Below are 20,219 nucleotides of genomic sequence, written 5' to 3'. Positions count from 1 at the left end.
GCGCCATCATTATACCATGCTATTCAATCATCTAAGCGAAACCACCGGAAAGATAAACGGCGCCCGCGAGCGGAAATAATTAGCATTTATTGTTGCTTTTTCGGCCGGCGAGGAAGTAAGCGCCCGCAAGGGGCGCACGTACAGTGGATATTTTAGCTTGCATATGCTACGAGGAAGTAAGCGCCCGCAAGGGGCGCACGTACAGTGGATATTTTAGCTTGCATATGCTACAGTGTGCGCAAATAAAAACTCAAGCAGGGGGTGTACTGAGCAGATGGTTGAATTGGTTTGGAAGGGGAAGATGGTACCGGTTTACGATCCTGCTGGAGTGGCGTTGGGTACGGATGCTTGCTATGAACCTGGGGACGTTGAGGCTCGAACGCCGTCTGTGGCCGGGCTTGATGGCTGGTATAATCGCTTGATCCATGCTGATAGAGGGCTGGCTCTACCGCAGTTGTTGCCTGAATTCAGGGGCGCCGCCAATTTGATCTATATCGACCCACCGTTTATGACGGGACGCACCTTTAAGGCCGGGGCGCAGATTCTGACGGTGGACGGTATCTCCTATCGCGATATCTGGAATAATAATCTCGACACATATCTACAATGGCTGTATGAGACATTTCACTATCTCTATCAATTGCTGGCCGAGGACGGCAGCCTCTATGTCCACCTCGATTGGCGCGCCACCCACTATGCGCGCATACTACTAGATGAGATTTTTCAGGACGGCCCGCGCCATAGTGGGGCCGGGCTCAAAAATGAGATCATCTGGCATTATCAATCCGGGGGTCGAGCCCAGAAATCCTTTGCCCGCAAGCACGACACGATCCTGCTCTACACAAAATCACGGCACTATCACTTTCATGCTGAACGCGTAGGAAAAGTCAGGGGCCATGAGAAACGCAACCACATGCGCAAAACCACCGGACCCGATGGGCAGCCCGCCTGGACGATCCGCACGGGAGGGAAGATCTATACTTATACTGCCGAGAGCTTGATGGCCCTGGACGACGTCTGGAGCGACATTAGCCATCTGCACCAGAAAGATCCGGAGCGCACCGGCTACGCGACCCAGAAGCCTGCCGCGCTCCTGGAACGCCTGCTCCTGGCCTCATCCGAGGAAAACGACCTCGTACTGGACTGCTTTTGTGGGAGCGGTGTCACCCCTGTGGTGGCGGAAAAGCTTGGTCGGCGCTGGCTGGCCTGCGATCAAAGCGAGGTCGCCATCTCTGTCACGCGCACACGCCTCCTGCAGCAGGTTCGCCGCAACATTTTTGCATTGCAAAGCGTTAAGAAAGTAGAATAAGAAAGATTGCAACGAATGCAAGACAAGAAATGTGGCATTCAGAGACCCAGTGCAGGTAAATCTTTGCATGTACCGCAGAAATGCTGATATGATACATCTATAACCCATTTTTGGAATGTATTATCAGAGATAGGCGAAAACAGCAATGTTAGAACTTCTAGAACAACTCTTTCGACAAGTCCGAGCATATACACAGGCAGAACGTTACGATCGCAAGCAGGTCTACGCCCAATCATCCAAGCACACAACCATGCAATTTGACCGTGATGCCGAGGATATAATTATCAATGGTCTCTCAGAAAGTGGCCTGGGGTTTGAAATCATTACAGAAGAACGTCCAACCTTCGCCACATCCGAACATCCGCAATATTGTATTGTGGTGGACCCCATCGATGGCTCAACCAATGTCGAACGAGGCATCATGGTTGCCGCAGTCGCCCTGGCCGTCCTCCCGATCGATGCACCTGTCCTGCCAGAAAATGTGCAGTGGGCGCTGGTCGGCGAACTGTTTACCGGGACCGTCTTTGAAGCCCAGAAGGGCGGCGGCGCATTCCGCAATGGTCGCCGTTGCCAGGTGAGCACGACCAGCCATATTAAAAATTGTGTGGCGGGCCTCAACCTCGATGGCCGCAATGGCGATACGCTGCGTTCATTGCTGACCGAGAGTCCACGCCTGGGTTTTGTACGGCGCACCGGCAGCTCGGCCATCGATAGCGTCTATGTAGCCAGCGGGACTTACGATGCCTACATCGATATTGGCGATGAGATTACCGGTGAGTCTTTCCTGGCTTCAGCCAGTATCGTTCTGGAAGCTGGCGGTATTGTCACCGATCATGAAGGCAACGCCCTGCGCCCCATCACCACGCTCAACGATAAATTTTCCCTGGTAATGGCCGGTAACAAAAAGCTGCACCAGGACATTTTGGCGAAGATCCAGAAGGGTGGCCTGGCATAAACGAACTGGATATTTGACAACTACGCGGGAGGATATATTATTATAATTTGTGCAGGAATAAATAAGGCGTTATTACACAATCATCCATAGAAAGTGCTTGTCACCATTCAACAATAAAGGACTTTATCTATGCATACGACGCGGAGCACATCCACCTCTTCTATGCGGCGCGTACGGCTGCCGTATCTGCTGTGTGCTCTGACATTCTGCTTGCTTCTCAGTGGGTGTCAGGTGCCGGGTTTCGGCGGCAATGCCAGCACGAACAGCAATACAACGCAGGTCCCGACACCGACACCAACACCAGAGATCAGCGCCAGCCTGAAGAACCAGGGGAACATGGAGCTACAGACCCTGCAGCAGTGGATCAGTACGCTTAAGCAATATGGTGGCCAGGCTGATAGCTATCAGCAACAATATACCAGCGACCAGCAGGCATTGCAGAATGCACATAGCGCTGATACTTATCAGGCCGCACTCAATACTACCCGCGACCATGTCAATACCATTAAAATGCCTGCCATCAAACAGGAACAACAAAGCCTGCAGCAACAATTACAGCAACAGGCATCCGATTGGGAAAATACCCACCCCCATTTAGATACATTTAACAATAAAACCTATAAAATGGGCTTTGAATACGACGATCAGACCGGTATCGGCACCTGGATTAAGGATGACCTTAGTACCGCCAAAACCTTTGCCGACTATCAGCAGATCGTCGAAAACACCAATATGTTTATGATCAACCTCAAAGCTATGATGGAGAACGCCAACGACAAAACACCTTACAACCAGCCGCACCAGGCCGATCTGAAGCTGCTACAGACATATAACAAGACCGATAAGCTGGTCATGGTTGTCTCGCTGAGCGAGCAAACGATGCGCATCTATGACCATAGCAAGCTGATCAAGACCTTGCTGGTAACGACTGGCCAGCCGGAGAAGCCAACACCGCCTGGAAGCTGGTGGGTGGAGAGCCATCAGACACACATAACCTTTAAGTCTATCGCCCCCAAAGGCGATCCTTACTGGTATCCCGATACCCCGATCAACTTTGCCATGCAGTATCACAGCGACGGCTACTTTATCCATGATAGCTGGTGGCGCGCCGAATATGGTCCAAATACACAATTCCCCCACCAGGATGTCACCGGCGACTCGGGTGCGGATGTGGGTTCACACGGCTGCGTCAACCTCTCGAAGAGCGACGCTCAATGGGTTTATGATCATGTCCAGCTCTTTACCGGCATTATCATCTATTAAGCGTGCGGATATAATATAAAAAATATACAAAGGAATAAAAGCGGATGGTACAACAATTGTCATTCACGGAAGAAGAGATTGTTTACCCGGGTGATGGGATACAGCTAGCGGGCACATTATTATTGCCAGCCACGTCACAGCCCTGCCCCGCAGTAGTCTGTGTGCATGGGTCAGGACCCGATACGCGCACAGGATATCGCTGGATCGGAGAAAGCTTTGCCCGCCAGGGGATCGCCGCCTTGATCTACGATAAACGCGGCACCGGCTTATCAGGCGGCAATTGGAAACGGGATAAGTGGTCCTTTCGCGAGCTAGCCAACGATGCGCTGGGCGGGATTCGCTACCTCAAACAACGCCCAGAGATCGATGGCCAGCAGGTGGGGCTCTGGGGCATCAGCGAAGGTGGCTGGGTCGTCCCCATGGCCGCAGCCTCCTCACAGGATGTCGACTTTGTCATTACCATCTCGGCGGCAGGCATAAGTCCACTCGAGCAAGAACGCTACCGGCGGGGTCTACAGGATCGCGAGAGCAGCCATTCGGCAGTAGAAAGACTATGGAAACAAACCCTCACCAACCTGCTCTTCATGACCCTGGCTCTGCCTCCCTTGAAACTACTGTCCGGCATCCCTGGCTTTAGCGCCCGTACGTTTCCGCATGATCCGCTACCAGACTGGCGAAAACTTACACAGCCCGTCCTTGCCATCTGGGGAGAAGCCGACAAGGCCGTCCCGCCACAGGTTAGCAAAACGATGGTTGAGCAGGCACTCAAGGCTTCGGGACACCATAACTATACCCTGCGCACCTTCCCAAACGGTGACCATGGCCTGGGGTATATGAAAGCCGAGGGAACGGGAGAACCCGTCTGGACACATGTGCCAGGCTATAGCGAAGCCCTGACCGACTGGATACACAACTTAACATAAGACCAGATACACTCGAAGCTTTTGCGAGCAACAATGAAGTTATTACATACAAAGAAGGTATGATAGAGATGCAAGAGTTCAATATAGACTTTATACGTCATGAATGGGAGTACATTAGAAGGCGTATCAGGACCGTCCCAGGCGGAGCCAAAGTCGCGGCCCTGCTAGCAGGCTGTAGCCTGATCGACCTGGACGAAAGCTATGTTCCCCCACTCCTGATTATTCGTGCGCAAGCAGATTTTCATTACCGTAACCTGCTACCATTTATCGAGGAAGACGTGCTAAGCTGGGCGATAGAGATGACGATGGGCGTTCCCTGCCAGGTCAACCTACTCCCGCCAGCCAGCAAGCCTGCTACAAAAACGGAAACGGGGATCCAACCAGCAGACGGACAGGTTATCCCTTTCACACAGGAGGTGATTAAAATTCCTCCCGCCAGGCCCCTGAACTGGTCGGAGCCCCTAAATCTGTTGCGCATTCAGAAAGAATGGAAACAGATTAAAGGGCGGGTCCGTGAGGAGCATGATGGGGTTGAGATTGCGGCAGCGCTGGCTGGTTGCCAGCCGATCGCGCTGGAGGTGGATGAGTATCCGCCAACGCTGGTCTTGCAGGCAATCAGCCCAACCGACCAGACAACGCTAGCCAGCTATGCTCTTGATGGCAGCTTGATGCTGGCCATGCTCAACGCGCTCGGCCATGTCTGCCGCATGAAGATCCTGGCCCCCGGCTAAATTATTTCAAGGCTCTTTTCTCAGCTCGGTCCAGTAGCTCAGGGCATTGCCTACGCGTCCCCCCTGAGCGCCGCCGCCCCGATCATCAAGGGTAAGCGCGACGGTGGCGCCGGTGAGTACGTCTTCCCGTAGCTTGAGGTCCAGGTGCAGGTAATGAGGATAGCGATTCGCATCTGGTGTGCCGATGGTTCCCAGCATATTGCCTGTCAGGGACTGTTGCTCAAACTGTGCCTCATTGAGCAGGGTCTTCAACTGTGATCCAAGCTGAGCATGGATATCACCGCTCTCTTTAAACCAGAGAGTAAGGGGGATATCACCCTCGTAGGTGTGCACATGCCCTCCCACTGTCCCAGCAGATGCGCGTCGGGCCGAAAGTCCGCTTCAGACTTGTCGGCCTGCGCTTGCTGCCGCTGCTCTTCGGCCCGGGCACGTTTCTCGCCATAAGCAGGCTGCAGGACGGAGAGGATATCGACCGCGACCTGATTCACCAGGTGTGTGGGGGTCTCACTGGTATTGGTGAGCACCACGACCACGGTCTGTGACGCGGGCAGCATACGCAGCAGGGTACTGACGCCACCCATGCCACCACCATGGCCGACAATATAATGATCAGGAATACCATCATAGATACTCCAGCCAATGCCATAGCCATCGACGTCGCTCGAATGCGCGCTGGCCACCTGCATCTCATCCAGGGCCTCATCCGAGAGGATCGCTTTCTGGTCGGCCAGATGCTGCTTCAGGTGAAACATGCCAAAACGCAGCAGGTCATGGGCGCTACAATAGACAGACGATGCGCCGGGATGGTCGCAATCGTAAAACGGATAGAGCGATCCATCTGACTCGTAGCGCCGGGCCTGAAACTCCTCTAAACCGGCACCGATATCGACGGACGCCCTCAGCATACCAAGCGGAAGAAAGACCTCCTCGCGCAGAAAGTCCGCGTAGCTTTTCCCGGAGAGCCGTGCGATCACCTCGCCAAGGATGCCGTACCCGAGATTGGAATACTGATAGCGCTCACCAGGCTCGGTCACCAGGTAGCCATAGCGCCGAATCGTCTCGTCCATTGAGGGCGGCAGATACGGTTCATCTTGATAGAAAAATTGATAATGGAGCGGCAAGCCTGCAGTGTGATTGGCCACACGGCGCACGGTGGCCTGCTCGGGACTGCCCGCGCCGGCCCGCAGCTTGCTATCGCCCAGGTAGTCGTTGATGGGATGATCGAGATGGAGCAGACCGCGCTCCTTGAGGATCATCAGCCCGGTGGCAGTGATGGGTTTGGAGATAGAGGCCAGTGAATACATGGTATGAGGGGTCGCCGGAATGCGGCGCTCGCGATCAGCCCAGCCAAAGCTCTCTTCCCACAGAATCGTCTGTCCCTGTGCCACAGCGACCGAGAGCGAGGGAATATTATGCTCAAGCAGGTCCCGCTCAATACGCCCTCGCACCCGATCAAAGCGTCCATGTTCTGACGATGTTTCAAGCATAACATTCCTCCTTATAGTTGAATATCTATATAACCAAACACTACTATAGTAACGCACTAAATTCTTAGTATCACCCGATCAATTGCTATGCACGCCTGCCCGTTACGCTTCTCGCGGCTCAGGGAAGATGGTAAGGGCAGCCTCAAGGACCAGCGGCGATGGATCAGACTGGTATCTGTACAGGCGCGCGATTAAAGCTGGAGTCCAATTGCTGGAATAATGTTGTGCGTGGGCCTGGGCAGTGAGGGCCGCCAGGGCCACACGCCGGAGCCGCTCATCAGGATGCTCAGCCAGCGCAGCCTGCACAGCTTCCAGGTCATCCGTGGTCACTGTACGTGAATGCTGGAGCCGCTCACAGGCATCCACCAGGACTTCGGGGTACAGCTGGTCGGCCTCGGCAAGTTGCTTGAGTACCTCGATGATATCCGCCATTGATAGGAGCTTAAATGCGTTGTCCAGGCGTACCTTACTGGTGGCCGGGTATTCGGCCAGCACGGCCAGCAAGGCCAGGGCCAGCTTGCGCTTGCTTTTTAATTTGCTAGCTGAGAGATCCCGGTAACGGTGATATCTCGGTGAGCTCCATAACGAGAAACAAGGCAACAGTTTAAACAGACGGCGGCGGTCGCGGCAGAGGATGCGCACGTTCTCCTGCAGTTGAGGGATATCCCGATCGGTACAGATAGTCATGAAGGCGGTAATCGCGCTCTCAGCCTCGGCCGTGGTTGGAGAAAGCATCGCGCTCAACAAGGCGGGCGTCAGGATACGTTGCGTATCGCGCAGGGTGAGTCGCGCAATATTTTGCAACAATTCCAGCCGCGCCTCCGACGTTGCATGCTGCAATGCCGTGTGGAAAAGCCGCAGCAACTGTTGCAGCTCCTGAGGTGCGAGCTGCTCGGACAGGATATGGCCGATCTTGAAGGCCGTACTACTGCTGGCGGCGCGAGCGGCCTGCTGCAGGATCTCCCAGGTCTGGGGCCGGTCCAGGTGATTCCAGAGCGCCCGCACTCCTGCCGCTTGCAGATCGGGATGCAGTTCGGGCCGCGTTTGCAGTTGTAAGAGATACTGATAGGCCGCGTCCAGAGATAATCGCCCGATCAAAAATGTAATCTCTTTTTGCAGCGTCAATTGCGTAAAGGTATGCGAGGTCAGGAGCCGAAAGGCCTCAGCTTCGGGCATGCGCCGCAGGGGTCGCCACAAGGCAGCCATAAGAGAATGCCCCATGGAGGTCGCGCCATCTTTTTCCGCCTGCTCACGCAACAAGGAAAAAATGGTCTGCGCCGCCAGCGAGGTATCCAGCTTTGACAACGCATTGATGGCGGCCTGCCGCTGATAATAATTATGTTTATCCTGATCCTGGATGAAGGTCAGCAGGCGTTCGGGCAAGATAGCCGGCAAGGCAGCCAATTGCAAACCTATCTTCTTGGGAACGCGACGCCCGCGCTCACCCACCATCGCCTGTTCCAGGCGCCCGGCATAGCGCTCTTGCTGGGATTGGGTCAAGCTAAGAGGAGATTCAACCTCGAGCAGAAAACTGGTCTCTTCGAGGCTGAAACGCCCCTGGATCGTGGTTCGCGCCAGAAAAGCAGCCAGCAGATCCTGGCGATAGCGCTGCAGATATTTTTTAACGGCCGGGGCCAGTATCCAACTAGGATCTTGCTGCACCAGCGTGGGGATGAGGGTGTTGGTAAGCGCCGGCTGCCACCTGACAAGCAACTTCAAAATGCGCTGGCCAGCTTCGATTGTCTGCACCTTCGGCAAAGCCTGGGCAAGTAGCTGCGCCAATTCGGGGAAGCTACGGAGCTGACTAGCGAAGGCCTCCGCGCAGTCCATCAGGGCCTCATACTTATCCTGCTGCAACCAGGCGCTCAACACTGGCAGCAAAAGCGGGGCCATGCTGCGAATATGCTCTGCCCGCAGGTACTCTTCGAGCGGCGAGACGCCATAAAAGTACACAGAGAGTGGGGAAGTGCCGTGTGTCTGTAAGATAGCGGCTATCTGCTCAGCGGCCCATTGGGGATGGAAAGCGGCGAGACGAATCAAAAAGCTCACGAGATGCACTAATGTCCCATGCGAGAGGTCGCTCGCCTCTAAGCTTATGCGCAGCAATTCGGCCAGCCCAGGTAGCTGCTCAGTCCGCCAGGCGCTGGGTGGCAGCTCCTTGAGACCATCAAACATGGATAGGCGCGCTGGATCTGGCTCGTTGCGATGCTCCAGGAACAGTGCCAGCAGCTCCGGCAGGCGCTCGCGCTGATAAGCCACCACGCCAGCCAGGATCTCCAATGCCTGGGCACGCCGCTCTACATCCGCGTGATGCAATTCATAGTCCAGCTTCTCAAGCGCCTCCGGCCAGGGCAGCAAACTTGCATACTGGCGACGTAGCTCCAATTGATGCAACGAAAGATCGGTAAGAGACCAGACACGCCGTGCCTCCTGCTCACGCTGCTGCCGGGGTAAGAGGTCCAGGATATCCAGTGGCACAAATCCCTCGGTGGCCATATGTTGCAGTTGCGCCTCAAAAAACGCCACCCGCTGCTCAGGCGACAGTATCTTCAACCACTGATCGATTGAAGCATTTATGTTATATTGTCGTGCTAGAAGAGATAAATGCTCGGGAGTGAGACGACGATAAACAGCGTACTCATCCAGGTCGATACGGACGTGCGTCGCGAGCACCAGCTCAAGCAGATCATCGGGGCGCTGGCGCCAGAGTTCTTTCAGTTCAAGACTGGCCAACAGATCAACCAGGAGGGGCGAGCGCAATAAGGCCAGCAGGGCATCTGGACGCGACCGGGTCAGGATGGGGATAACGGCATTAAAGTGACGAATGAATAAATCTTCCTGCTCAGCCAGGTTGTCCAGACGCTGTTGGAGGGCCGCCAGCGCCAGATCCGGCTGTAAGCGGGCCAGGCGCCGCCATTGAGCATGATTAAACTTCTGCGAGACCTGCGGCAAATACAGTGCCACCAGTTCAGGCGAACCAAACGCGAGCAAGCTGGCAAACGATCTATCAGCCTGACTGGCTAGCTGATGTAAGAAGACATCAATGGGGCCTGCAAATCGTGGTGGAGCAGCGAACGAATGAGCGAGGCCCGCAGCTCACGCGGCACAACCTGTAAGGCCTGCTGCTGCTGCTCCTGATTACACGTCAGCGCCACCAATTTCACAGCCAGGCGACGCATACAGGCCGATGGATCTGACAAAGAGGTGAAAACCAGCGCTCCATCACGGCTACCGTAGCAAGCCTGTAGAGCCAGGAAACGCTCATAAAAAGGACCGGCCGCCAGATCGGCCAGGGTCTGGGCCAGCTGGGGATCAGTTAGAGAAAGACGACCAAAGTCAACCATCCGACGAGAACATTGCGCGAAGGTAAGAGCTTCCACTTCCTGGAGAAGTTGTGCTTTATTCATGCAGAAAAGAGCGCCCTATATTATTTGGCACGGGCAACATGCACATGTTAGAGGATTAATGGGGTGATTCCAACTATTTCATCTACTACCAGACAGAGTATAATCGATGAAATTGCACCTGTCAACTCTCTGAAATATAATGCCAGGGTCGCTCCGCTTTCTCCCCTCCTGCTCGAAAAATTAGCAATAATAGAAATTTGTACGTGCGGGTCTTGCCCTAATGCCGTTGAGATACGAAGAATTTGAGCTCAAACATGGGATTGGGGGCCTGCTCCCCCTTTTCCCTTCCTGTACGAAAAAGCGACAAGAAAGACGGTGCTCATAGGTTCGGGCCTCAGCGCCCGATTGCCGCCCCGGTAGGGCGGCCCGGTCTCCTCGCCGCTCGGTCTCTTGTCACCGATCCCTCGACCTACGCGGTGCCCAAACGCATGGTCCGTGTTTGGGCACCGCGTGAAGGAAGGGCAAATACCACGGGGTGCCTCAGCGCTAAGATACCGGGCCGCCCTACCGGGGCGGCAATCGGGCGCTGAGGCCCGAACCTATGACATCTCTTTTCTTGTTGCCTGGTCGTATGGGAAAGGGAGGGAGGGCTTGTCGTCCGATCGCAATCACCATGTTTGAGCTCAAATTCTTCGTATCTTAACGGTATTGGGGCTTGCCCCCGCTTTTTAACCTTCCCGCTCGCAAGAGCAGCATTATTATTATTGATTTTTCGAGCAGGGACGGATGAAGCGGGGGCAAGCCCTGCACGTACAATTCGTTATTATTGTTGCTTTTATGCGTGGTCAGGCTTGCAGCTGGGTTAGCTGTTGCAGGGTGAGGTCGCGCACAAGTTCAAGGATTTGAGTGTTGCCTGTGAATTTAGCGCCGGCGGCCTCGTAGAGCTCTGGTAGACTGCGGGTGGCTCCGAGCGAGAGGGCGTGGCGGTACTGCTGCAGGGCACGCTCAGGGTCGCGCAGATAGTTATTCCAGACCTGGTAGGCACCGATGGCCGCAAAGGCGTATTCGATATAGTAGAATGGCTCGTCAAAGAAGTGGCCGATCCAGAGCCAGCCCATGCCCAGTTCGTCTTCGAGCCCGCTCCAATCGATAGCTGGCTGATAGCGTTTGGTCAATTCAATCCACTTTTGGGCACACTGGTCCGGGTCCAGGGCCTGCTCAAAGTTCTCATACGCCCAGTGCTGGAAGGCATCGCCACGCATAATCGTTGGTAGATAGCCTGTGAGCATGTTCTCCAGGTGCTGGATGCGCAGGAGGCGCGCCTCTTCTTCGCTACAGAGTCCGGCCTGTTGGAGATGCATGGAGCCGATAAATTCCATACTGGTCGAAGCGACCTCGGCAAACTCAATCGGCACAGCCCCTCCTGGCGCTGCTGAATATAGGGAAGCGCAATCGTTTCAACCTGTTTGCGGGCAAAATCTTCACGCTGCCTTTGCACTTTCAAATGGGCCTTGGCCAGCCGCTTGCGAGCTTTCTGGCGGTTGTTGCTCTTCTTCTGCGTACGAGAAAGACGACGGTGGAGATGCTTCAATCGCTTCTCGGCTTTGCGGAGATAGCGGGGGTTGTCAACCGTGTTGCCGTTGGAGTCCGTGGTGTAGGCGTTCAGGCCCACATCAATGCCCACGATAGCACCCGTTGGGAGATGTTCAATCACCCGATCCGCTTGTACACAAAACTGGATGTAGTAACCGTCAGCCCTACGCAGGAGCCGGACGCGCTTGACCTGCTTGATCGGGAAGGTTTCAATCGCACGTGTCCCGATCAGACGTAATCGGCCAATGCCACAGCCATCAGTGAAGGTGATATGGCGGCCATCCGACGCTAATTTCTAGCCTGACTTTTTATACTCGACACTCCGTGTCTGCCTGGCGAATTTCGGGCAGCCTTTCTTACCTGGTTTCTTGGCTTTGCAGTTGGCGTAGAAGCGGGAAATAGCAGTCCAAGCGCGGCCCGCCGCTACTTGACGAACAGTGGAATTGAGGTGATCGGCGAACGCGTATTCTTTGGCAAGGACAGCACAATACTTCTGCAAATCATTTTGGGATGCGTGATCATCCATCCAGAGACGCACACACTTGTTCCGAATGAACTGACACACACGAATCGCTTCATCAATGGCAGCGTATTGCGTTTTCGAGCCATCCAGTTTGTATTCGTAGATCAGCATGGCGTCATTGCCTTTCTATGATGTTGATTGTCGCTCGATATAGCGGCTGATGGTTTCTTGACTGACGTGCCCGGCAGTCGAATAGAAGGTCGAGCGGGTCCACAACGAAGGCATTCTCATGAGGTGCTCAAACTCTTCACGCAACACATGCGAAGAGCGTCCCTTGAGAAGACGGGCAATGTCGGTCGGTGCTGTGTAGGGGTTCGTCTGAAGGAACAGGTGCACATGATCGGGCTGAATGGCGAGACGTTCAATATGCCACGCGTGTTCCTCTACCACCGCTTCAATAATCTGCTTGAGACGGTCATGAACGGGACCAACCAGTATCTTGCGCCGTCGCTTCGGACAGAAGATGATGTGGTAGAGAATGTGGTGAACCGCATGTTGTTCATGAATATAGGTGTCGCTCATGTAGGTAATTACAGTCGATACGAGATAGGTTGTCAACACTTTTCCCAGTGCCTCGGCTCCCAACAAGGAACGGCGATTCATCCCCGTTTGAAAACAGGGGGCTTTCTCGCTCGATTTCTGTAATGTTATTCGCTATTCCATCTGATATTGCATCGATTATAATTGATAAAATTGCACCTGTCAATCATTTTAATGAGGCCCCAGGGCTATTTCATGTTTCTCTTTGGCGCCCGCGGCGCCGGGTTAGGAGTGTGGAGTGTGTGTTGGGCGGCCGCAGCCGCCCAACACACACTCCACACCTGAAAGATGTACATTCTCTGGACGAACATTAAATAGCCCTGATGAGGCCCGTTGCGCCACCACAGCAAGGAAGGGAGCGGGCGCTTTAAGCGAGCGCCCGCATATCGTAGACTTCGAGATCAGCGGCGAAGTGACGACGATAAATGTAGACTTCGTTGACGATATAGGTCAGGGGCAGGACCAGGTATTCTACGGAATCCTGTGTGCCGCTGGGACGAGCACTGAGCGTGCCATGCTTGCACAGGTGCATCGCCAGCAGTTCGTCAGGATCAATGATCCCGATATGGTGATAATCATGATAAATGGACCAGGGCACGGCGGTCGTATTGCGCAACAGGAGCAGATCATCATCGCTCCCCAGGTCAAGGCCAATGCGCGGTCGCGGTTTAAGCGACCAACCGCCACGCTGCCGTCTGGGTTCGGTCCTGGTGGGCTCGACAATCGGGTCATCAACTGCGGGTAAAAGTATGCGCGACATCTTTCTCACCTGATGGATACTAAAACAGGATATCGAATACAACTCACTCAACACAGCATATTTAAGCACCGGGACGAGCTGCTACACGCCTTACGATTATAAACGCACTATGAATAACAATAACATATTTTTCAGCTCTATCATAGCTAAAAAAATTAAGACGTGCGTGACTCAGATACTAGCGAGCCGTGGTTAGCCGTTCAATATCAAGCGACACGGGCAGGTTGCAAACGCGCCGCGCACGAGCGGCCAGCGAGGGCTCTCCCCAGCCAGCTCGCCTGGGATGGGCGCTGCGAGCCATCAAGCCATGTAGCCCCTGGCAGGTACGCTCGCGTCCCAGCCAGTGGGCAACCTCGGCATCGGCCAAAAACGCCAGCCGACATTTGTGCCAGCCAAGCAGCACCAGAGAGCTCAACGTCACGGCGAGGGCGAGCCAGAACAGCCAGGAGAAGGACTGCCGCCAGGCCATCACTACCAGTGAGAAGCTGGCGACGAGGGCCAGCAAAGTACATAGCCAGGAAACAATACGCTGTCCAGGCTTCAGGTAGTAGAGATAGCGTGCCAACCCGCTGGCCAGCACAACATCCAGCTCGTTCTGGTCCAGGATACGCTCAAAACTGCGATTGGCGGTCACGTGAATAGCGGAGGGCCACCAGAGCGAGACGCTCGTGGTCGGCAACATTCGGCGCCGACGCGGATGATAGCGCAAACGAGGATGAGGGACGCGACTCTGAATGTGGGCCTCCCGGACGACATTGCTCAAAGCCTCTTGCAGATAAAACGGTACGGGGCGAGCCGGGCGACGTCCACGCGCCAACCAGCTCGAAGCCGACCAGCGCCGCTGCCGCGACAGTTGCTGCTGCACATGCATCCAGGACGTAGCCGACAAAGGCTGCTCCTCAAGAGGAGGACCATAATAGTCTGTGAGCAGCTGCTCCAGATCGCTAACCGGCTGCTGTTTAGGCGAGTTGTCAAAAGAATTATGCGTCACAGACTGCTCCCTCCTCTGGTATCATCTAAATAGCACCGCAGCTGCTCGCGGGCACGATTTAAGCGCGACTTGACCGTCCCAATCGGCCAATCCAATACGTTGGCGATATCGCTCTCAGTTAGATCGGCACCATAGCGCAGAGCAATCACGCGGCGCTGCTCGGCATTGAGGCGAGCCAGCGCCTGGCGTACCTCTTCACGCTGCGCCACCAGCTCCTGCAGATCGCGCTGCTCCTCACCATATCCCATCCCTGAAAGGGATTCCTGCTCCAACACATCGTGCAAGGGGAGCGGCTGCAAATGCAACCGCTGCTTCTCCATCACATCCAGGGCATGGCGATAGAGGATGCGCATCAACCAGGGACGAAACGGGCTACCGGCCTGAAAGCGAGGCAAACCACGCCAGGCCAGCAAAAAGGCGCCCTGGGTAATCTCTTCAGCCAGCGGCCGCTGATGGCACATCCTGAGTGCCGCAGCCATTGCCACGCCATGATGCAGCTCCCATAATTGCTGGAACGCCCGCTGGTCCCCATGGCTCGCCTGCTCAACAAGGTCAGCTTCACAGATAGACACACCATTCCTCCCTTCTAACTGATACATACGGGAGGAGCATGCCAAAGGGTTCCACCAGTTCAACTATCCGCGCAAACGCCTGTAGGTCAGCCATGATGATAGTGGTCAACAAGCCAACACCACGCACAAAAACAAGACATTTAGATGCTATAATAATAGAGTATGGTGCAAGCAGAAAGCTCTTTCGCCATCTATTATAACGAAAGGATGCGCCAGACTCTATTTATCGCATAGATGTCGGCGAATATAAAAAATACTCTTTATGGCCCTGGCAACATGGTGGAGAAATGATCCACTACCCGAGCTCCCCGCGCTCCCACAATTTACTGCCAATCGAACCACAGATAAAGCATTAGTGGCACAGGTAGCGCAGTTAACCGAGCAAGAAGTGACTACGCGTATCCAGACGGGCAGCGAGCCATATATCGCCTATCTAGACCAGACGCCGGTGGCCTACGGTTGGATAGCTTCACAGGTAGGAGAAGTGGTCGAAATTATGCTGCGCTTCAGCCTGCCGCCGCGCCAGCTCTACCTGTGGGACTTCGCGACCCTGCCCGAATGGCGCGGAAACAGCATCTACCCCCATCTCTTACAGGAGATAGTGCGCCAGCACATGGACAGGATAGAGCGCTTCTGGATCCTCTACGCCCCCGGCAACGCCGCTTCAGAGTCTGGGATTCACAAAGCTGGCTTCCAGTCGGTCCTCGACTTCAGCATCGAAAACGCATCCTTCAGCGGCCACCCCCTGGTCGACGATGAACGCGCGAAGATTGGCGCGGACCTGCTGCAGATCCCGCTGGTTTGATCATAACTCTAACCAGACTTAGAGATGTTTTCGCAGGATGCTGGCAGGAACATCATCATAGCTAAGGTAATATTTCTCGTCCTTCACCTTTTTCTTGACATAGGACACAAATGATGTGGCCAGCGCACTACTATCCTTTGGCGTATACATGTATTCGACCGCCCAGAAACGATAGCGATCCGTCTTAATATTATCCAGGGATGCCTCTGCATTATCAATTTTGATGATCTTAAACTGTGACTCGGCAATATGATCCTGGGCCGTCTTCAAATCCACATAGCCAATAGAGCCTGCCGTCTGTTGCACCTGAGTAACGACGTTGTCGGTAGTATCAACGGCTATAATATCAGGTCTCAGTATCAGGCCAGGCCCCAGCACAAATTGTTCAAACGCGGTACGCGTACCAGAGGATGGCGAGGCACGCCCACCGCCTTCACCGGCAGGTCAGGCCCATTCAACTGCTTCCAATTAGTTACAGAACCTGAATAAATTTTCTGCAATTGTGTAGAAGTGAGACTGTCGATACCCACAACAGCCGTATGTACAATGACGACAAAGGGAATAATCCCGATCGATGTGGCATTCAGATCGGTTTTGGCCAGCTGACGCGCCTGGGCAATCGGCAGTTCAGCGTTCGCAATCTGAATTTTGCCATCGACCAGGTCATTGATGCCTTTGCCACTACTATCTTCTTGCAGGCTAATGGCGGCAATGGGACAACTGGCCTGATAATCCTGGGCCGCCGTGGTCGCTGTGGCATTGAACGCACTGGAGCCACCAACGGTGATCGAGCCGAGCGCGCAATCGCCATGCACAAACGCTCCGATCGGCGAGATGGCACGCGAAAGCAAGAGGCCCGCCACAAAGAGACCCACACCGGCCAGCAGCCGGCGGCGCGTCCAAAAACGCTGGGTTGGCTTCGCCTCTACGATCGTGCCCCCGTGATGCGGCCCGTCACCTTCATCGGCACCCGGCGCCGGATCACGATCTTCATCGTAATCGAATCCCGTGGATTCAACATCAAGGGCGTCAGCTCCACATAGCGTTGCTTCAGTGGATCAATGCTTAATGCCGTCTTCCAATCATCGACATCTATCAATCCAGGCGGGTTGGTGGCCTGGATACCGCAACGCAATACCGTATGTGGCTCAAATTCAAAACGAAACTTATAGATCTCATCGATATCAATTGGCGCATTACCGATATGCACCAGGTGTATCACCAGGATACGCGCATCCTGGGCCGCCTCGCCATCCTCCAGGGTAACCGTGATCCGTTCACCAAAGTCTTTCACCACATTCACAATCGAGGCATTTGAGAGCAGTTCGTAGCTAAGCACTTTCTTTTGCTTGCCACGCAAATAGAACCAGACACTGAGTATCAAGCTAATGACTGCGATCAGTAACGAAATCACACCGATCCAGAACTGACCCTGCGGCTGAGTCGGGTCGAAGGGGAATATGTCGGCGAGAAAATTTATGCCAAACACTGCCGTTAATGTCCTCTCATTGTAATATACCAGGTCTATTTAACAGTGACATTACACTTATTTAACATATAATTAACTTTATTGTTATGTGGTATTTTTATAGCTCTATAAATATCCTATAATTAATTTATACCCCAAAAATAGTAAAACTACAACAGAAAAACAGGCGTATTATTATCGCCTATAGAAACAGAGTAAAACAGAGAGTGAGATGCAATATAAAAGGGCACCTGCCTTGATGGGCAGGTACCCCTTTAGTCGTTAAAATGTCTCTGTCGTATCAATTAGATGTGGTCATCCACGGCTGAGGTAATATCAACGATCGCCTCAACATCGGCCGCCCTCAAATTGAGTGATTCTTCTTCTTCCTGCACTTCTGCCAGCACCATAGCATCATAGCCAGCCGGAAGTGGCACGAGTTGAAATTGAAGCACCTTGATCACTTTATAGCCGGGCTGGCCGGGAACCTCTCTGCCAATGAGATCGTTGGCCCAGGAAGCTACATCCAGAACCGTTTCGGCACGTTCGTGACCTAGCAAGCGTGTTTCCATAAAACAAACCTCCATTGACCCTGAGGAGAGAAGAGGCCCACGCCAGGTATTCATTATAAGGTTGATAGCTCTCCCCTATCCCGTACAGTACCTATAAAACACCTGCACCTGGTATAGAGAGTCGGCGCGACCTCAAATCTCCTGCTGCCTCCAGTAATATATATAACACGATGCTGGCGCCACTAAAGATCCCGCCCGCCGCCCTACTGGATATTTAATGCTTTCTCGTTCCTGGCAATGCTTGCTTGTTTATATTAAGATAAAAATCGGGTATAATTCTTCTTAGAAGCATAAGAAGAAAAATATAAATGCCAATGATGTACAGGCATCTAAGTGTGCCTTACGCCCATCAGCATGGGAAGCGTGCTGCTCTTGCGCGGACATGTGCTGGCGCGCCCGCGCTTTTTTTCTTGTGTGGTGCAAAAAGTGCGACTGCGCACTTTTTGCACCACACAAGAAGGCTTCTTGAGTCAAACACCTCTTCGATATCCAGCCCGAGGGCATCGTGCCCGATCTCCACAAGGTCCCACCCAACGATGGTGGATTGAGTCTGGGTCAAGCTTTAATAGGAGCAGCTCGACTGCATATAGATCAGGAGGACAACAATGTGTCTTGGCATTCCAGGTCAGGTTGTAGAAATCGTGGATGAAACATTGCAAATCGCTAAGGTAGATGTTTCCGGCATCAAGCGCGGTGTGAATATCGCGTTGCTGGCTGAGGAGGGTGTCGCGCCCGGCGACTGGGTCCTGATCCATGTTGGTTTTGCGATGAGTAAGATCGATGAGCACGAGGCCCAGGAGACCATGCGGATGTTAGAGGCCATGGGCAACACTTATACCGATGAGCTAGAGATGCTGCAGCAAAGCCAGATTGAATAAGATGCTGTAAATTGAACAGCATATTGGGGAGAAACGATATGAGGAAGTCACAGCAGGAACAATCGAGGGCAGAGCGCCCCGCAGCATTACCCATCAGTTCCGCCCGCACGGACAGCTACGTTTGTAGCCATGAGGAGGATGGAGGTTGCATCACATGTTCTGATCAGGCGATCTCGGTCAAGGTTTTGCGCATCAATCATGAGGCTGGTCTGGCACTGGTGACAGCGGGCGAGGAAACGGAGGAGATCGATATCACGTTGGTGGAGGAGGTCACGCCCGGCGATATGTTACTGGCACATGGAGGGGTCGCGATTGCGCACCTGAATAGATGAGAACGGCAATTATGGATACACCTTGGAGCAAAGCTCATGAAATTTGTTGATGAATATCGCGATGCGGCGCTGATCAACAGTCTGGTGAAGGAAATTACTCGACTGAGTGAGGGGCAGTCTATTAAACTGATGGAGGTTTGTGGCGGGCATACCCATACTATTTATAAACACGGCATCAGTGACTTGCTGCCAGACACGATTGACCTGGTACATGGACCTGGCTGTCCCGTATGTGTACTGCCGATGGGGCGTGTCGATGACGCCATCGCTATCGCACGTACCAAAGACGTCATCTTCACCACCTTTGGCGATATGATGCGTGTGCCCGGCTCTACCGGTAGCCTGCTTGATGCGCGCGCGGATGGAGCTGACGTGCGTTTTGTGTATTCACCCCTGGATGCGCTCAAGATGGCCCGCCAGTATCCAGAGCGCCAGGTGGTCTTCTTCGCCATTGGCTTTGAGACGACCGCACCTTCGACCGCGGTGACGCTGTTACGAGCACAGGCAGAAGGTATCAAAAACTTCTCTATCTTCTGCAACCACGTCAACGTTATCCCTGCGATTAAAGCCATTCTTGATGAGCCTGACCTGAGCTTGAACGGCTTCGTCGGACCGGGACACGTTAGCATGGTTATCGGCACGCACCCCTATACCTTCATCGCCCGCGAGCACGCCAAACCTATCGTTATCTCCGGCTTCGAGCCACTCGATATTATCCAATCTGTGTATATGCTGGTGAAGCAGCTCAGCGAGGGGCAGTCGGAAGTAGAGAACCAGTATACACGTGTGGTACAGCCCGCGGGCAATGTGAAAGCGCTGCAGGCGATGGCGCGCACGATGGAATTACGCCCCATCTTCGAGTGGCGCGGCATGGGCTTTATTGCGCATAGCGCGTTGAAGTTGCGCCCAGAGTTTGCTGAGTGGGACGCTGAATTACGTTTCTCCGTTCCGGGCATTCGCGTGGCCGATCCGCAAGCCTGTCAATGCGGCGAAGTGTTGAAGGGGGCGATCAAGCCCTGGCAGTGCCAGGTCTTTGGCACCGCCTGCACACCTGAAACGCCCATTGGAACCTGCATGGTTTCTTCAGAGGGAGCTTGCGCGGCTTATTACAATTATGGCCGCTTCCTACGGACAGCCAGGAGCGGCGAAGTGCCAGTGTAATCACCGGAG

General features: G+C 54.0%; 22 protein-coding genes and 1 pseudogene. 9 read left to right on the top strand and 14 right to left on the bottom strand.

The genetic code is table 11. The features are described from left to right. The first annotated feature begins 274 nt into the window (after positions 1 to 274). The 5 genes from EL645_RS23365 to EL645_RS23345 all read left to right on the top strand — a co-directional run bounded on the left by EL645_RS23365 (position 275) and on the right by EL645_RS23345 (position 5,181). The gene (locus tag EL645_RS23365) at positions 275 to 1,309 is read left to right on the top strand and encodes a DNA methyltransferase (protein ID WP_126552726.1); all 1,035 of its coding nucleotides are present in this window, start codon (positions 275 to 277) and stop codon (positions 1,307 to 1,309) included. Between the two features lie 145 nt (positions 1,310 to 1,454). Continuing rightward, positions 1,455 to 2,264: an inositol monophosphatase family protein gene (locus tag EL645_RS23360; protein ID WP_126552725.1), complete on the top strand. Its 810-nt coding sequence runs from the start codon at positions 1,455 to 1,457 to the stop codon at positions 2,262 to 2,264. Between the two features lie 129 nt (positions 2,265 to 2,393). After that, positions 2,394 to 3,527 carry a L,D-transpeptidase gene (locus EL645_RS23355; RefSeq protein ID WP_126552724.1) on the top strand — a complete coding sequence of 378 codons (1,134 nt, stop codon included), beginning with the start codon at positions 2,394 to 2,396 and terminating at the stop codon, positions 3,525 to 3,527. Between the two features lie 44 nt (positions 3,528 to 3,571). Next, positions 3,572 to 4,450 carry an alpha/beta hydrolase family protein gene (locus EL645_RS23350; protein ID WP_126552723.1) on the top strand — a complete coding sequence of 293 codons (879 nt, stop codon included), beginning with the start codon at positions 3,572 to 3,574 and terminating at the stop codon, positions 4,448 to 4,450. A 68-nt stretch (positions 4,451 to 4,518) separates the two neighbouring features. Continuing rightward, positions 4,519 to 5,181, top strand: coding sequence for a hypothetical protein (locus EL645_RS23345; protein ID WP_126552722.1), 663 nt, complete (start codon positions 4,519 to 4,521; stop codon positions 5,179 to 5,181). A 6-nt stretch (positions 5,182 to 5,187) separates the two neighbouring features. Here EL645_RS23345 and EL645_RS23340 read toward each other — a convergent pair whose 3' ends face one another. The 10 genes and pseudogenes from EL645_RS23340 to EL645_RS23295 form a co-directional block, all read right to left on the bottom strand. Then, on the bottom strand, positions 5,188 to 5,433 hold the full coding sequence (locus tag EL645_RS23340) for a hypothetical protein (RefSeq protein WP_126552721.1): 246 nt from the start codon (positions 5,431 to 5,433) through the stop codon (positions 5,188 to 5,190). Next, positions 5,430 to 6,668: a serine hydrolase domain-containing protein gene (locus tag EL645_RS23335; RefSeq protein ID WP_126552720.1), complete on the bottom strand. Its 1,239-nt coding sequence runs from the start codon at positions 6,666 to 6,668 to the stop codon at positions 5,430 to 5,432. Before EL645_RS23335 ends, EL645_RS23340 begins: the two co-directional genes overlap by 4 nt. Before the next feature lie 102 nt (positions 6,669 to 6,770). Next, positions 6,771 to 9,659 carry a hypothetical protein gene (locus EL645_RS23330; protein ID WP_126552719.1) on the bottom strand — a complete coding sequence of 963 codons (2,889 nt, stop codon included), beginning with the start codon at positions 9,657 to 9,659 and terminating at the stop codon, positions 6,771 to 6,773. 29 nt (positions 9,660 to 9,688) lie between these two features. Then, the gene (locus EL645_RS23325; RefSeq protein WP_126552718.1) at positions 9,689 to 10,075 is read right to left on the bottom strand and encodes a hypothetical protein; all 387 of its coding nucleotides are present in this window, start codon (positions 10,073 to 10,075) and stop codon (positions 9,689 to 9,691) included. 785 nt (positions 10,076 to 10,860) lie between these two features. Then, the gene (locus tag EL645_RS23320) at positions 10,861 to 11,430 is read right to left on the bottom strand and encodes a M3 family metallopeptidase (protein ID WP_246035448.1); all 570 of its coding nucleotides are present in this window, start codon (positions 11,428 to 11,430) and stop codon (positions 10,861 to 10,863) included. Positions 11,431 to 11,465: 35 nt separating this feature from the next. Further along, positions 11,466 to 12,242 (bottom strand): annotated as a pseudogene (locus EL645_RS23315) (RNA-guided endonuclease InsQ/TnpB family protein); the annotation flags it as partial. 15 nt (positions 12,243 to 12,257) lie between these two features. Continuing rightward, positions 12,258 to 12,653 carry an IS200/IS605 family transposase gene (gene tnpA, locus EL645_RS23310; protein ID WP_126554330.1) on the bottom strand — a complete coding sequence of 132 codons (396 nt, stop codon included), beginning with the start codon at positions 12,651 to 12,653 and terminating at the stop codon, positions 12,258 to 12,260. Positions 12,654 to 13,038: 385 nt separating this feature from the next. After that, positions 13,039 to 13,431: a hypothetical protein gene (locus EL645_RS23305; RefSeq protein WP_126552716.1), complete on the bottom strand. Its 393-nt coding sequence runs from the start codon at positions 13,429 to 13,431 to the stop codon at positions 13,039 to 13,041. Positions 13,432 to 13,609: 178 nt separating this feature from the next. Beyond that, entirely contained in the window at positions 13,610 to 14,422 is an 813-nt protein-coding gene (locus tag EL645_RS23300; RefSeq protein WP_126552715.1) for a hypothetical protein, read from the bottom strand. Beyond that, entirely contained in the window at positions 14,419 to 14,994 is a 576-nt protein-coding gene (locus EL645_RS23295) for an RNA polymerase sigma factor (RefSeq protein ID WP_161977619.1), read from the bottom strand. Before EL645_RS23295 ends, EL645_RS23300 begins: the two co-directional genes overlap by 4 nt. Before the next feature lie 262 nt (positions 14,995 to 15,256). Here EL645_RS23295 and EL645_RS23290 point away from each other — a divergent pair, with 262 nt between their 5' ends. Continuing rightward, a complete protein-coding gene (locus tag EL645_RS23290; protein WP_126552713.1) occupies positions 15,257 to 15,799 on the top strand; it encodes a GNAT family N-acetyltransferase in 543 nt (180 codons plus the stop codon). 18 nt (positions 15,800 to 15,817) lie between these two features. On the opposite strand, the gene EL645_RS23285 is transcribed toward EL645_RS23290, so the two are convergent. The 4 genes from EL645_RS23285 to EL645_RS23270 all read right to left on the bottom strand — a co-directional run bounded on the left by EL645_RS23285 (position 15,818) and on the right by EL645_RS23270 (position 17,839). Continuing rightward, positions 15,818 to 16,177, bottom strand: a complete 360-nt coding sequence (locus EL645_RS23285; protein WP_136625272.1) for a type 2 periplasmic-binding domain-containing protein — start codon at positions 16,175 to 16,177, stop codon at positions 15,818 to 15,820. Beyond that, positions 16,159 to 16,662 carry a PstS family phosphate ABC transporter substrate-binding protein gene (locus EL645_RS23280; protein ID WP_161977618.1) on the bottom strand — a complete coding sequence of 168 codons (504 nt, stop codon included), beginning with the start codon at positions 16,660 to 16,662 and terminating at the stop codon, positions 16,159 to 16,161. The genes EL645_RS23285 and EL645_RS23280 overlap by 19 nt, the downstream gene beginning before the upstream one ends. Before the next feature lie 62 nt (positions 16,663 to 16,724). Further along, positions 16,725 to 17,288 (bottom strand): hypothetical protein, encoded by a 564-nt coding sequence (locus tag EL645_RS23275; protein WP_126552710.1) that lies wholly within the window; start codon positions 17,286 to 17,288, stop codon positions 16,725 to 16,727. A 284-nt stretch (positions 17,289 to 17,572) separates the two neighbouring features. Then, entirely contained in the window at positions 17,573 to 17,839 is a 267-nt protein-coding gene (locus EL645_RS23270) for a hypothetical protein (protein ID WP_126552709.1), read from the bottom strand. Positions 17,840 to 18,444: 605 nt separating this feature from the next. On the opposite strand from EL645_RS23270, the gene EL645_RS23265 reads away from it, so the two are divergent. The 3 genes from EL645_RS23265 to hypD are packed head-to-tail and all read left to right on the top strand — an operon-like array spanning position 18,445 to position 20,210. Continuing rightward, positions 18,445 to 18,717 (top strand): HypC/HybG/HupF family hydrogenase formation chaperone, encoded by a 273-nt coding sequence (locus EL645_RS23265; RefSeq protein ID WP_126552708.1) that lies wholly within the window; start codon positions 18,445 to 18,447, stop codon positions 18,715 to 18,717. A gap of 38 nt (positions 18,718 to 18,755) precedes the next feature. After that, a complete protein-coding gene (locus tag EL645_RS23260; protein ID WP_126552707.1) occupies positions 18,756 to 19,049 on the top strand; it encodes a HypC/HybG/HupF family hydrogenase formation chaperone in 294 nt (97 codons plus the stop codon). 36 nt (positions 19,050 to 19,085) lie between these two features. Continuing rightward, positions 19,086 to 20,210, top strand: a complete 1,125-nt coding sequence (gene hypD / locus EL645_RS23255) for a hydrogenase formation protein HypD (RefSeq protein ID WP_126552706.1) — start codon at positions 19,086 to 19,088, stop codon at positions 20,208 to 20,210. Positions 20,211 to 20,219: the final 9 nt, after the last annotated feature.

Origin of the sequence: Dictyobacter kobayashii (assembly GCF_003967555.1) — a bacterium.
GTDB classification, from domain to species: domain Bacteria; phylum Chloroflexota; class Ktedonobacteria; order Ktedonobacterales; family Ktedonobacteraceae; genus Dictyobacter; species Dictyobacter kobayashii.
Note: the sequence above shows the minus strand (reverse complement) of the source record. Positions and strands in the feature narration are given on the sequence as shown.

Coding starts and splice junctions, on each gene's coding strand:
- EL645_RS23365 (WP_126552726.1), top strand. CDS start 275: ATGGTTGAATTGGTTTGGAAGGGGAAGATGGTACCGGTTTACGATCCT.
- EL645_RS23360 (WP_126552725.1), top strand. CDS start 1,455: ATGTTAGAACTTCTAGAACAACTCTTTCGACAAGTCCGAGCATATACA.
- EL645_RS23355 (WP_126552724.1), top strand. CDS start 2,394: ATGCATACGACGCGGAGCACATCCACCTCTTCTATGCGGCGCGTACGG.
- EL645_RS23350 (WP_126552723.1), top strand. CDS start 3,572: ATGGTACAACAATTGTCATTCACGGAAGAAGAGATTGTTTACCCGGGT.
- EL645_RS23345 (WP_126552722.1), top strand. CDS start 4,519: ATGCAAGAGTTCAATATAGACTTTATACGTCATGAATGGGAGTACATT.
- EL645_RS23335 (WP_126552720.1), bottom strand. CDS start 6,668: ATGCTTGAAACATCGTCAGAACATGGACGCTTTGATCGGGTGCGAGGG.
- EL645_RS23325 (WP_126552718.1), bottom strand. CDS start 10,075: ATGAATAAAGCACAACTTCTCCAGGAAGTGGAAGCTCTTACCTTCGCG.
- tnpA (WP_126554330.1), bottom strand. CDS start 12,653: ATGAGCGACACCTATATTCATGAACAACATGCGGTTCACCACATTCTC.
- EL645_RS23305 (WP_126552716.1), bottom strand. CDS start 13,431: ATGTCGCGCATACTTTTACCCGCAGTTGATGACCCGATTGTCGAGCCC.
- EL645_RS23290 (WP_126552713.1), top strand. CDS start 15,257: ATGGCCCTGGCAACATGGTGGAGAAATGATCCACTACCCGAGCTCCCC.
- EL645_RS23270 (WP_126552709.1), bottom strand. CDS start 17,839: ATGGAAACACGCTTGCTAGGTCACGAACGTGCCGAAACGGTTCTGGAT.
- EL645_RS23265 (WP_126552708.1), top strand. CDS start 18,445: ATGTGTCTTGGCATTCCAGGTCAGGTTGTAGAAATCGTGGATGAAACA.
- EL645_RS23260 (WP_126552707.1), top strand. CDS start 18,756: ATGAGGAAGTCACAGCAGGAACAATCGAGGGCAGAGCGCCCCGCAGCA.
- hypD (WP_126552706.1), top strand. CDS start 19,086: ATGAAATTTGTTGATGAATATCGCGATGCGGCGCTGATCAACAGTCTG.